The sequence below is a fragment of the Lewinella sp. genome, assembly GCF_050633125.1.
Lineage (GTDB): Bacteria > Bacteroidota > Bacteroidia > Chitinophagales > Saprospiraceae > Lewinella.
Genome location: NZ_JBOEFX010000069.1, coordinates 32,513 through 46,017, shown reverse-complemented (window position 1 = coordinate 46,017; position 13,505 = coordinate 32,513). Strand labels below are relative to the sequence as shown.

The 13,505-nt window shown below is 45.3% G+C and carries 5 protein-coding genes; 2 read left to right on the top strand and 3 right to left on the bottom strand.

From position 1 onward, the window contains the following. The first annotated feature begins 180 nt into the window (after positions 1 to 180). Complete coding sequence (locus ACRBG0_RS15040) at positions 181 to 1,158, top strand: AraC family transcriptional regulator (RefSeq protein WP_431487685.1); 978 nt, start codon at positions 181 to 183, stop codon at positions 1,156 to 1,158. Between the two features lie 58 nt (positions 1,159 to 1,216). On the opposite strand, the gene ACRBG0_RS15035 is transcribed toward ACRBG0_RS15040, so the two are convergent. From ACRBG0_RS15035 to ACRBG0_RS15025, 3 genes are read right to left on the bottom strand one after another with little or no spacing between them, the layout of a single operon-like run. Beyond that, positions 1,217 to 2,791, bottom strand: coding sequence for a protein adenylyltransferase SelO (locus ACRBG0_RS15035; RefSeq protein WP_431487684.1), 1,575 nt, complete (start codon positions 2,789 to 2,791; stop codon positions 1,217 to 1,219). A gap of 9 nt (positions 2,792 to 2,800) precedes the next feature. Then, positions 2,801 to 3,715, bottom strand: coding sequence for a hypothetical protein (locus ACRBG0_RS15030; RefSeq protein WP_431487683.1), 915 nt, complete (start codon positions 3,713 to 3,715; stop codon positions 2,801 to 2,803). A gap of 39 nt (positions 3,716 to 3,754) precedes the next feature. Continuing rightward, positions 3,755 to 6,394, bottom strand: a complete 2,640-nt coding sequence (locus ACRBG0_RS15025) for a choice-of-anchor L domain-containing protein (protein WP_431487682.1) — start codon at positions 6,392 to 6,394, stop codon at positions 3,755 to 3,757. Positions 6,395 to 6,954: 560 nt separating this feature from the next. Here ACRBG0_RS15025 and ACRBG0_RS15020 point away from each other — a divergent pair. Then, positions 6,955 to 13,365: a T9SS type A sorting domain-containing protein gene (locus ACRBG0_RS15020; RefSeq protein ID WP_431487681.1), complete on the top strand. Its 6,411-nt coding sequence runs from the start codon at positions 6,955 to 6,957 to the stop codon at positions 13,363 to 13,365. The last annotated feature ends 140 nt before the right edge of the window (positions 13,366 to 13,505 follow it).

The window sequence follows — 13,505 nt, the reverse complement described above, 5'->3', positions numbered from 1 at the left end:
AATAATCCTTTATGATTAGCATTGTTAAAGGTCAATATTTACAGGAAGCCAAAATAGTACTATTAAGCAAAAAAACAGTACTTTCATGAATTCCTAATAACAATACATTATTCCGTATAAAAAAAATACTTAAAACCTTCACAGGAAAAGAACCAACAACAAACACTTTAATTTTTAAATATGGATATCTATCGGGAAATAACCCCACTGAAAAACCAGGATGTCTTAGTGGTATTAGATTCCACCAACAATGGCTTTGATTATCCTATTCACAATCACCCAGAGTATGAATTGAACCTGGTGATGGGCATGTCTGGTACTCGCATCGTTGGAGACTCAACCCAACGTTATCAAGACTTCGACTTGGTACTTTTAGGTCCTTACTTATATCACAAATGGGACGGCGATCAATCGCTACAAGAACAAGGGCCTCCCTACCGAGTAATTACCATACAGTTTGCGATGGACTTGTTTGGTAGTCACCTGTTTCAGAAAGATCGTTTTTTATCTATTCGTAACTTACTGACGGATGCACGGCGGGGTATTAAATTTCACGGAGAATGCCTGAAAGAAGCCATGCGTTTGATGATTGAATTAACGGAAGACCAGGGCTTCACGAATATTATCAACTTTTTACAGCTTTTAGACCTGCTCTCCCACGCCAAAGAGGCGGCCTTCCTGGCCAGCGAAGGCTTCTCTCCTCAAGCATTACGCAACAGTACCAACCGGATTCAACTGGCCTACAGTTATATTTTGCAACACTTCAAGGATCCATCCCTGCGGCTTGATGAAGTATCAAACAAGCTAAACATGAGCCCATCGGCCTTCAGTCATTTCTTTCGCAAATTTGCTTTTCGGAGTTTTTCCCAATTTTTGATCGACCTACGCATTGGGCACGCTTGTAAACTTTTACTCGATACCGACAACACGGTCAGCCAGATAAGTGCAAAATCAGGTTTCAACAACTTAACTAATTTCAATCGCCTCTTTAAAAAATACCGTGATTGTACCCCTATCGCCTACCGCAAACGCTACCTTGAGAAAACAGCCTTCGATTGGACAAAACAGTCGACTCCTTGGCAGTTTATGCCCAAAGACACCCGTAAAGGCGTACACGATAATCCTACAGAGTACGCCACGCGGTTGAAGCATTATTGATAATAAGATTTGAATTACTCACATTACTAATAATGAAAACTTACATTCAAGCCTCTACCTAAGAACTACACGACAACATGGAGCAACCGACCTTGTCCCTTGCCCAATCCGGTCGTTTGGCAAACCATTGCTCATATTCGGGCTGCTCATCGTAAGGCTTTTTCAGCATTTCATATAGCTCCTCTATCAATGAGAAGTCGTCTTTATTGGCTTTATCAATGGCCAATTGAGCCATATAATTTCTCAGCACATATTTTGGGTTAACCTTATTCATCTCTATCCCGCGTTCATCGTCTGAAATTTCTTCTTCTTTTAGCCTTTCGAGGTAGCTGTCAAACCACTTTTGCCAGCGCTTCAGCAGCTCATCTTTCACTTCATCAGGCTGATAAAACGCGTCCATTACAGGTGCTAAGAACTTCCCATCTTCGTCTGTTTTCGCAGTGCTCTTGAATGTGGCCAGGTTTCTGAAAAAGAGAGTCATATCTGTTTCAGTAGCCTTAAGCGTTTCCTCCAACGTGTCGATAATTTCTGCGTCTTCTCTTCTTTCAGTTTGAAAACCCAGTTTTTGCCGCATCATGGCCATGTACTTCAAGTGATAACCTTCACTGATTCTTTCCAAAACCTCTTCAAAGGGTTTCGTTTCCTCCACTAAAGGCACAAGTGCATTAGCGAGTTGAACAAGGTTCCACAGCGCAACATTGGCTTGGTGACCAAAACGGTAACGCTTGCCCTGTGCATCGGTGGTATTGGGCGTCCAATCGGGGTCGTAATCTTCCAACCAACCGTAGGGGCCGTAATCAATAGTGAGCCCCAAAATGGACATGTTATCGGTATTCATCACGCCGTGTACAAAACCCACCCGCTGCCAATGAATGACCATATCAAGGGTACGCTCAGCTATTTCTTCAAAGAATTGAACATAACCGTCCTTCGTTCCTTCCTTTATATTTGAAAAAAAATGCCGGATGGTATAGTCTGCCAGTTTTTTTAGGTTTTCCGTATCACGCCTTGCGGCTAATAGTTGAAAATTGCCAAAACGAATAAAAGAAGGCGCGACCCGACACACGACGGCTCCTTTTTCGTAGGCGGCATTGCCATCATAAAGCATATCTCTCAAAACCTGATCCCCCGTCAGCATCAATGAAAGGGATCGCGTCGTAGGCACCCCCAAATGATACATCGCTTCGCTACACAAATGCTCGCGGATCGAAGAGCGCAGCACCGCCAAGCCATCAGCAGAACGAGAATAGGGGGTCTCCCCTGCCCCTTTCAACTGCAGTGTCCAACGCTTATCATTATGAACAACCTCCGCCAAATTGATGGCCCTGCCGTCGCCTAATTGTCCGGCCCACGAGCCAAACTGGTGGCCGCCGTAGCACATGGCGTAAGGATCGGTACCTTCTAACACCTCACCGCCCGAAAAAACGCGCAAAAACGTTTCCGAAGCTTTGTCTTCTTCACTCAAGCCAATCGCTTGCAGCATCTCCTCAGAAACATGCACCAATACCGGCTTGAACGGCGCGCGTGGCGTAACATAAGAAAAAGCCGCTCCAGCAACCTGCCTGCGGGTATTTTCCCGATTGGGGTCGGCGGGAAGTTCTTTGCTGAAGGTGTTATTTATGTTTAGTTTCATGATTTTATACTACCTTTTCGAATAATCTAACTTCATCAAGGAATTTGGCTGAATATAGATGTATTCCCGCTTAATATCAATGATTAGGTTAAATCGCTTTAGCAAATCGCCTCCCATCACACTCATTTGCTGTCGGCCTATTGTTCCTTCAAAAAAGCCTACAGGAATATCTTCAAAAGTTACTTCTCCGATCGTGAATTTAGGCAACTTACCTTTTTTGATTTTCAGTACGTTTCCGTAAGAGTCTTTCAGTTCTTTTTCCTCTAATATTTCTATATGCGCGCCGATATGGCTTTCTGCGGTAAATTTATCATCATATAAAATCGCCCCGCCGTAGCCTGAATGGATAAGAAACCGATTGGGATAATCCGTGCCACCTATTGCACTGGTTCCCTGGATAAACATAAACCCGTCTTCATAAAAAACAGGGACTTTATTAAACGCTACTGTTTTCTCGGGAAGGGTATCATGGAGGATAATAACACGTTGTTCAAAATCAATTTCAATCACGCTACCGTCAAATAGATTCGGGCCAAACTTACCGCCTGTTCCCGGTCCTGATTCTTTTGTTTCCCATATTGCGATACTGTCCCACTTCAAACTCGTGATCGCTAAAGCGTTGCTTGCACTGTACCTTGCAGTAGCATCACCTCCCCAACTACTGACCTCTTCTTCGCTATCCCAATTGATACTCGTAATCGTATTTATTGCTTCGCTTGTCAGCGTTACCGAACCTGCGGCGGTGTGAAACATTAAATCGACAGTATCCTTTTCATTCAATACCGCTTTGATGGATAGGTTATTATGGCTGGTTAATTCAAACGGGATTGTGTCCGGTCCGTTGTTTCCTTGTGCATTCAATAGTTGACTAAACGCGAGTAATATTACCGGGAGATATAATCCTAGTTTGAAATTAATCTTCATTTCCAAAGTATTATTATTGGTTAAATACTTGACAAAACCCTACCGCAACAACAAAACATCTCCTCCCAAGGTTCTCCGCTCTCCATTCACAAGGCGAAAGCGAATGCTGTAGGCATACACCCCAGGGTCAAGGGCTTGCCCGCGGAAGGTACCGTCCCAGCCGTGGCGCTCGCTGTTGATGGGCCAGTCGATGGCTTGGAAAACCATGTTGCCCCAGCGATCGAAGATCAGTAATTCTTCGATACGTTCTACTTGGAGGGGGTTGCCAAAGAGGAACCACTGGTCGTTGTATTCGTCGCCATTTGGGGAAAAAGCATTGGGAAGGAAAACATCCACCCGGTCTTCGACGATGAGTTCGGCTTGAAGTTGCTGCTCACAGCCAAAAATATCTTTCAGGTAGAGTTCCACTATGCCCGACTGGCGGGCCGTTATTTCTGGATCAAGGCAATCGGTACAAGACAGTTGCTCAGCAGGTTGCCAATCGATGCTGGCAAGCAGGTTTTCGGGAACGTAAAGCTCCCACCCTACTGGCGCAGTGATTCCTAAAGGCAATTTTATCGGATTATCCAGGCTGGCCATACCGTCAGGATAAACGGCGGGCATGATCCATTCGGTTTCGAGTTCACAGCCGTTGGCATCCTTAATAGTTAAGGTGTGGGGTTCTCCAGGCCATAAGCCATTTAACCAATTAGATTCATTTTGCCATGCACCACCATCAAGCTGGTATTCATAAGGGGCCACACCGCCTGAAGCGTAAGCGTCTAAGAAGCCGGCGAAGAGTTGTTCACAATCTACCTGTGGCGCAATTAAGGTTGCCGGCGCCGTAACTTCCCAGCTGAACAAACGACTACATCCGCGGGCATCTGTCACCTCTAATTCATAAACAGCTGCCGACAGGTTGGTCAACTGGTCCGTTGCACTTTCATCATGAAACCAATGAAAATCAAAAGGCGCAGTACCGGCGGTCATTTCCAACTGGATGGCACCATCGCTACCATTGGCACAATTTACGGGCAGCACTGTTGCAGAAGCATTTAAATTCCAGACTTCCACCTCTGCAAACCCTTCAGCTGTTCCCCAACAGGCGGCATCCTGGACACCTATTAACTGGTAGTCTCCCGGCAACGTAAGCGGCAAAGCACTCGCATCTTCCAGCAATTGCCAGACTTCTTCGCCATTGTGTTGATAACCTATATTATAAGGAGCGACGCCTTCCAACTGTAGCGGCAACCACGCGGTATCGCCTTCACATATCTGTGCTTCGCCAGAAAGGAACGCACTCGGCGGAGTGGTCAAAAACACGCTGGCCGTACTACTCGTTTCCTGATGACAGGCATCGGTAACGCTTACCGAATGGGTTGCACCATCTACGCCGGGTACCTGCTGTGTACTGGCATTACCACCGCCAGTCCATTGGTATTCGTAGGGTGCTACGCCTCCACTGGGGGTAGCAGTCATGATCGTTTCCTCTCCGGGACAGGTATAAGCATCTGGCAGCATTAACGAAAGCTCGGGTGCAGGGACAATGACCAAGTCCGCAGAATCTGCATAACATGCACAAGGGATATCCAAAACCAAGCGAATCAATTCCTCGTCCTCCAGCTCCATATCAGGCAAGCTGTTTACTGGCAAATCAGTATAAAGATCGCCTTCCGGGATGGTAATAGAACCGGAAAAGGCTTCGTAGTCAAGACCAGGAGTAGCCGTAGAGGCCGGGCTTATTTGGTAGTCGATCATCAAGGGGCGATCAAGCGGGCTATCTGCGCTGCGGCTAAACCGGAAAGCAGCATCTTCGCAACCTTCAAAAATTTGTCCTGGGCCAGCTGTTTCACCAATAGCGGTTACTGCGATTTCACCACCTAAATTGAAGCTACCCGCTTCCAGAAAAACGGCAGAATCGAAAAAGGGATCAGCAACATCCCCGACTACCAATCGGATATGATAGCTTTCACAAGGGCGAAGCTTCAGTTCGGCCGTAAGGACCGTAGTAAACCCATCGTATTGAATCTGTGCCAAATGAGGGGTAGCGATATTAGAGAGCCCGCACTCTGACTGATCTTCCGGCCTTTCATTGTGGATATAAAAGCCTTCGTTCTGGTTAAAGTTGACCGAATTGATGGATACAAAATCATTGGTACCAGGAATCAGCGCTACATTCTCAGCATCAGCGGAAAATTCGCCATCAATTCCGGGACCACTGATAAAAAAGCCGAAAACATCGTTGTAGTTACTGCCTACAAATTCACAATACTCCTCAGAAGCAAAAACGTAACGAAACCGAACGATAGAATCCAGGGGTACAAAGTCAAATTCAATGCCTACCGCATCTCTGACCAACCCAGTCGAAAGCCCTGACAGGTCAGCATCATTACCATCTCCAGGTAGATCGCCACTTTTATCGGTTTCATTATTGGGGCCAGCTGCATTATTGGTAGGCCCAGTAGAAAGTATAATCCCCCGGTCAAGGCCGATTACATCAAGGCCATTCTCAAAATAGCCCAGTCCATTGGTGTGACCAATTGTATTTATCAGGTCAATGTTGTCACAAGCGCCACTGGCGAAAATATCCTTGACAAGCGTTTGAGCTGTAAAATCGTTATGGGTAACGATTCCTTCCTGGGCCTGCACTTGTGTACAGACCAACATCAATACGCCCCACCACCAAGAATACTTTTTCATTAATAGTTACTACCCGTCCGCTCTCCCTGCATTTATTAGGGTTGGCCTGATGAATTGAGGCCATCCAGAACAAGCTCATAAGAGTGAACTATATATGTAAAAAAAGAAATAAGGGAAACCAAAGTCGCCACGACTAAGAACGATTGATAGTTGCTTCTATTACAGAGGACTTAAAGATATGAGTAATTCCCAAACAACTGTAAAGGGAAACCAGGATTTAACGAAATCAAGTGAAAGACTTGACAAAAACAATGCGCTTTGCATATAATATTTCCCGAAAACATGCAACATACATTACCCAAAACAAGTATACGTAAAAAGGAAATTAGGACTTTCTAGGAGGAATTGCTTGCCCTTCCCCCTAAAGAACCGACCTTTGCAAAAATCATGAGAGAAATATTTCTCATATATCCATATTCTTAATATTTTGCGGGGAGTATTGTACAAAAAGGTAAATTGAGTCTTCTCTCGCACTTTTACAACCCGAAGGCTCAACTTATTTTTGTGCAGTCCCTCATCATCTGTCCCCTTTTGGGAAAAAATCTGAAATCAGAAGGTATATGAAGATCCTGAAAACATTTTTAGCACTCTTTTTACTACTGTCAAGCGTGAGCGCTTACAGTCAGGCGTTTTCCAGCTGTGTAGAAGGAACCATCCGAGTGGATGACAACACTACGCTGGAACTTTGCCAAGGTGACGGCTTAGACGATTTGATTCGTTTTCGCTCCAGCCCACTGGCCACTCCTTATGCTTATATTGTTGTGAATGAAGACGACATTATTGTCTATGCCAGCACAAGTAGTTTCATCAACTTCGAAGATCTACCTGACGGTAATTTGCGTGTTTTTTCTGTTTCCTATATCGGCCAGTTCCTTGGCGAAGTAGGCGACAACTACCTGGAAGCAACGCTGGGTAGCTTCTGTTATCGCGTAAGTGGCAACTTTATCTCGATTTCCAACCTCACACCGATGGGAGGAAACGTTATGACTGCTGCTGGCGAAACGGCCATCACCCTTTGTATTAATGATGGAGTAGCTAATGTTGTAGATTTCACTTCTTCCAGTGAATTCAGCCCTTACCTCTACGTTATTACCGATGAAGATGACAACATCCTGGGTACTTCCCCTGATGGAACTGTTGACTTCACAGATGCAGCCATTGGCATTTGCCACGTTTGGGGATTGGCTTATGTTGGCGACTATACCGGGCAAGTAGGTGAGAATATTCTTACTTCAAACTTGGCCAGTGCGTGCTTTGAACTCTCTATGAACTATGTTGAAGTGACTCGCCTCTTCCCTGATGCCGGGGCTTTGACTTATGCCGATGGCTCGGAAGCCTTCGTTTCTTGTAGTGTACTCGAACCCACCGGTACTGTTAGTCTTGTGAGTACTCATGACCCTGCCACTGATTTCGCCTTCGTTATTGTAGATGGAGAAACTGGTTTGGTACAAAGTGTTACAACTGCTACAGAGATTGACTTGGCAACGATCCCAGCTGGATCGTACCGTATCTTTGGTGTTGCCTATACCGGCACACTTACTGCTGTTGTTGGTGCCGAATTCAACCCTGACCAACTCAGCGACGAATGTGCTGATCTTTCTGACAACAACCTAAGCTTCATCAAGCGGGTTCAAGATGCTGGTGACCTACTACTAGAAGATGGTACCAACGAGGTGACCATTTGTGTAGGTGATGGCGTGGATGATTTCCTAAACTTTACCTCTACTTATACTGGTGATGACAATTTCACTTATGTGATCACCAATGAAGATAATGTTGTACTAGGCGTCTCTGATGACGCAAGTATCAACTTTGAAGGCGCTGGCGCTGGCATTTGCCGCGTTTGGGGTCTCGCTTATAGCGGAAACCTACTCGTAGAAGAAGGCATCAACATTGATGCTCCTACCCTACTTTCAGATGAATGTTTTGATCTTTCTAATGGTTTTGTCCTCGTAAACCGTAATGGACCTATCGGAGGAGATATTACTTATGCCGACGGTACAGACAGCTTCGTTAGCTGTTCTACCATGGAGCCTACCGGTACGGTAACATTTACTGTAGCTGGTAATGATGCCAACTCGGACTATGCCTTTCTTTTGGTTAATGATGCAGACAATACTATTGTAGCTGTCGTTACGACAGGCAGTATTGACTTGACTGCTTTCCCAACAGGTGCTTATACTGTTTATGGTGTTTCTTACATTGACGGTTTGGCCGTAACAGTGGGAGGTGCATTTGACCCTGCTGCCGTAGGTGCAAGTTGTTTTGACTTATCATCAAATACCCTTACCCTAATCAAGCGGGTACAAGATGCAGGTAATGTTAGCCTAGAAGATGGCAGCTTGGAAGCCACCATCTGTGTAGGTGACGGTAACCCGGATCTACTGAACTTTACAACAACTTACGCTGGTGATGACAACTTCGTCTATGTCATTACAGACGATAATAACCTTGTCCTGGGCACCGATCCCTTTGGTGCCATTGATTTTGAAGGAGGAGAACCAGGCATTTGCCACATCTGGGGTGTTGCTTATAGCGGCAACCTAACCATCAATGCTGGCGACAACCTCCTTGGCGGGCAAGCACTCTCAGACGAGTGTTTCGACCTTACAGAAGGGTTTGTTGTGATTAACCGCAACGGCCCCGACGGAGGAAGCATCAGCCTGGAAGACGGTTCTACGGAATACATTGAATGTATGGCTGGCAGCGGTGCTACCCTTACCGTTGTAGCTACCAATGCTGACCCCAACCTGGCTTATGTGTACCTCGTTGTGGATACTGAAACCGACCTCATTGCTGCTATCGTAGAAGGCAGTGGCATTGATTTAAGTTTACTACCCCTCGGCACCTACGAAGTATATGGACTTTCTTATCTCGAGAACTTGAGTGTTTCCGTTGGTGATACTTTCACTGGAGCAACCTTGGCCGATGTATGTTTTGATCTTAGTGACAACAGCATCGACATCATCAATCGTTCCGTGAGTGTTGGAGATATTACGTTTGAAGATGGTAGCACCGTTGCAGCTATTTGCCCTGACGATGGTACTATTGATATCTTAAATTTCCTTACTGATTATAGCGGTGATGACAACTTGGCCTTTTTGGTCACGGATACAGATAATACCGTTTTAGAAATACTTGCTGGTTCAAGTACCGACTTTGAAGACTATGACGGTGATTTTGTAAGGGTTTGGGCAGTAGCCTTTAGTGGTAACTTCTTGTTGCAAGTTGGAACAACTATTGAAACTGGCACTCAGGTTTCTGATGATTGCTTTGACCTTAGCGACAACTTCCTCCTTGTGGATCTTCGCGGTCCTGATGGTGGCGAATTACGCTTGGCCGACGGAGAAACAACCGCCTTTGTGTGTGTTTCTGACGGTGTAGCTGATGTTTTGGATATTCAGACAACTGCTCCTGCTGGCACCAATTACATCTATGTAATTACCGATGAAAACAATATCATTTTAAATACCAGCACTAGCCCACTCATCGACTTCGAAGATGCTCCAGCGGGTATCTGTCGTATTTGGGGACTAGCTTACCTCGGCGACTTTACTGCTGCCATTGGCGACAATGCAGCAACGACTGACTTGGCTAGCGACTGTTATGACCTTTCTGACAACTTTGTTGTAGTCATTCGGACGTTTGTTGATGGCGGCTCCGTAAGTCTGGAAGATGGTACAACCAACTCCTTTGCCTGTGGCAATGATGGCGAACCTGACTTCTTCATTTTCAACAATACCTCTACCGCTACCGACGAAAGCTACGCTTACATTGTAACGGACAGCCAAAACAACATCCTTGCAGTCCTTGCAGGAAACAGCGTCGATCTCGATCAGGCGGCACCTGGCGAATGCCACGTATGGGGCCTTTCTTATACAGGAGAAATCATTGCTGAAGTAGGCGAAAATGCGACGGAAGTACAACTGACCGATGCTTGTTATGAGCTATCAAGTAATTTCGTGACCATTATTCGTGAACGCGTAGATGGTGGCATGATAAGCCTGTTGGATGGTAACACCACCATTAATATCTGCCCTAATGACGACATTGCAGATATCTTATCATTTATAAACACAGGCTCTACTACAGCCAATTACACTTACGTCATTACAGATGTAAACAACAACCTCCTCAACAATATTGGCAGCGCTCCATTTGATTTCAACGAAATCGCAGTACCTGCAGAAATTCGTGTTTGGGGGGTAGCCTTTAGCGGCCAGCTCGTCCTAATGGGTGGTGATATTCAAACTACTGTATTGAGCAATCGCTGTTATGACCCTACCGACAACTATGTAACGATTATCCGGGAAACACCTGAAGGAGGTACCGTTAGTACAACAGAAGGAGAAACAACCCTCTACCTATGTACCGATGACGGTATCAGCGACCTGTATGCTTTTGCCGCCAGCGGTGCCAGCAACACGGATTACGCTTTCCTTATTACTGATGACAACAACAACATCCTCGATATTCTCACCAATACGAACGAAGCCGACTTTGAAGGTGCACCAAGTGGTACTTGTCGGGTATGGGGAGTTGCCTACACCGGCACCTTGCTTGCAGAAGTTGGTGACAATGCAGCGACTATAACACTCTCGAACGACTGTTTTGACCTTAGTGATGATTTCGTGACTGTTGTTCGCGGAGAGCTTAATGCCGGTACTGTTTCAACAACCACTGGCACAGGTGATCGCTATACTTGCCCTGGTGATGGAGCGTCTGACGTACTTACTTTCAACAATCAAGGCACAGGATCTGGCAATTTCGCCTATGTACTTACTGATGCAGATAACATCATCATAGATATTATCAGCGATAACACTGTTGATTTCGAAGCTCTCCCTGAAGGAGAATACCGTATGTGGGGCTTTGTCTTCACAGGAGATTTATTGGCAGAAATAGGTTTGGATGCAGGTGAAGCACAGTTGGCAACAGCTTGTTTTGATCTTTCAGACAACTACATTACGATCTTCAACATAGCACCAGCTGCTGGCTTGATCTTTACTGAAGATGGCCAAGAAGAAGTTATCCTTTGTATTGGCGATGGCATTCCTGACCCTTTCAATGCTACCGTATTCGGTGCTAGTGCAGCTGCCTACACTTACTTCGTTGTAGACGAAGACAGCATTTTGGTAGGCGTTCTTAATGACCCTACCTTTGATTTTGAAAATGCTGCTCCTGGCGATTGGCGTATATATGGCCTTTCTTACACAGGTTCGTTAAGTGTTCTTCCAGGTGCACACATCTTTGAAGACCAGTTGGCTAGTGGCTGTCATGACCTCACCAACAACTTCATCTTTGTTGACAAAACGTATGTTGATGGCGGTGAGATTTATACCGACGCTGGTGCCAGCGTAGTTTATGTATGCCCTGATGGCGTGGCGGACATTACCAACTTCGTCAATAGTGGAAGCTCTACCGAAGCTACTTATTCTTACGTACTGACAACACAGGGAAATATTGTGCTACAAGTACTAAGTGGCAACACCATCGACTTCGAACAAGCCGCTGGTTTGGATGCTTTACGCATGTGGGGCGTCTCTTATACAGGCGATCTCAATCTAAGTATTGGAAATGTTATCACAGATGTAGAAATCAGCACTGGTTGTAACGATCTTTCTAACAGCTTCGTTGATATCTTTATCGACAATCCGGATGGAGGAATGATTAGCTTCGAAGGTGGTGCAGACAGCCTTCGTCTTTGCCATAGCAACTTCATGCCTGGTGCACAAGTATTTACGACCAGCAGTGCCAATGTAGGTTACGCTTACCTCGTAACGGATGATATGAATATCGTCCTTCAGGTTAGTGAACCAACAGATGGCATTGTCAATCTCGACAACTTTGCTCCCGGATTTTATCGTATATGGGCTGTTTCCTACACCGGTAACCTATTGGTAGAATCAGGTGATGATGCTTCCGTTGCTCAATTAGCAAGCAGCTGCTTTGAGCTTTCTGAAAACTTCATCACGGTAGAACGCACAGAGAGTCTGGATGCTGGAAATGTAAGCACTATGAGTGGTGAAGACATCATCTACATTTGTCCTCAGGATGGAATGGCCGATATCGTAATCCTTGATAACGATACCGATGACCCCGACTACCGCTACATCATCACAGATAACGAGAACAATATCCTGTTTGGAGATATCGAAAGCAATATTATTGATTTTGATCCTTCAGCACCGGGCATTTGTCGCGTCTATGGTGTTGTATACACCGGTGAATTTGATCCGACCTTTATGGCAGATATTACCACTTCTGCACTATCTAGTGACTGTTGGGCGATTTCTAACAACTACATCACACTAATCCGTCAAACGCCGGATGGTGGTACTGTTAGCACTGACGAAGGAAGTATAGACGTAGAGCTGATCGTTAACGATGGTCAGGCTGATGTTGTCACTTTCATTAACACAGGGATCGAAATGACTCCTTATGCTTATGTGATCACCGATGAAAGTAACGTGATCCTCGGAGTGTCTGAAAGTGATATGATTGATTTCGAAGGTGTTCCTGCCGGTGTTTGCCGGGTATGGGGATTATCTTATACCGGTAATATTATCGCAAGTATTGGCGACAGCGCTGATGAAGCATTGACAGATGATTGTTTTGATCTCTCCGACAACTTCGTTACGGTAACGCGGATTGAGTTAGAGAATTTAGTTCCTGGTGGAAACACCAACGCTAGTTTACCAAACGTTGGTCGAGTGGTAATTAACCTCTATCCTAACCCTGCCAGTGATCAGATCAACCTCCAGGTAAATGTGCCAGCATCGTTGCTAACAGACGAGCAGGTGGTAAGCTGTTATGACCTCAATGGTATGTTGTTATTCCAGCAAGCACTTGACCCGATTGCGGGAAGTAATCAACGCAGCCTCAACATCAGTCAATTACAAGCAGGTATGTACCTCTTGCGCTGGTATGATGGCGAGCAGGTAATCATTACTCGTTTTATAAAAGAATAAAACATTGCATTGTGTAGTAAATTCTTACTGCATAATTTCCAATCCCGCATTTTATCCCTGTGATAGAATGCGGGATTTTTTATTTAGCGAACTGTATTCTACGTAACTCCCGCCAATACAAATCACTAACAATCAATCAA

Excerpts from the sequence above, each read along its gene's own strand:
- ACRBG0_RS15040 (WP_431487685.1), top strand. The coding sequence starts at position 181 with ATGGATATCTATCGGGAAATAACCCCACTGAAAAACCAGGATGTCTTA.
- ACRBG0_RS15035 (WP_431487684.1), bottom strand. The coding sequence starts at position 2,791 with ATGAAACTAAACATAAATAACACCTTCAGCAAAGAACTTCCCGCCGAC.
- ACRBG0_RS15030 (WP_431487683.1), bottom strand. The coding sequence starts at position 3,715 with ATGAAGATTAATTTCAAACTAGGATTATATCTCCCGGTAATATTACTC.
- ACRBG0_RS15025 (WP_431487682.1), bottom strand. The coding sequence starts at position 6,394 with ATGAAAAAGTATTCTTGGTGGTGGGGCGTATTGATGTTGGTCTGTACA.
- ACRBG0_RS15020 (WP_431487681.1), top strand. The coding sequence starts at position 6,955 with ATGAAGATCCTGAAAACATTTTTAGCACTCTTTTTACTACTGTCAAGC.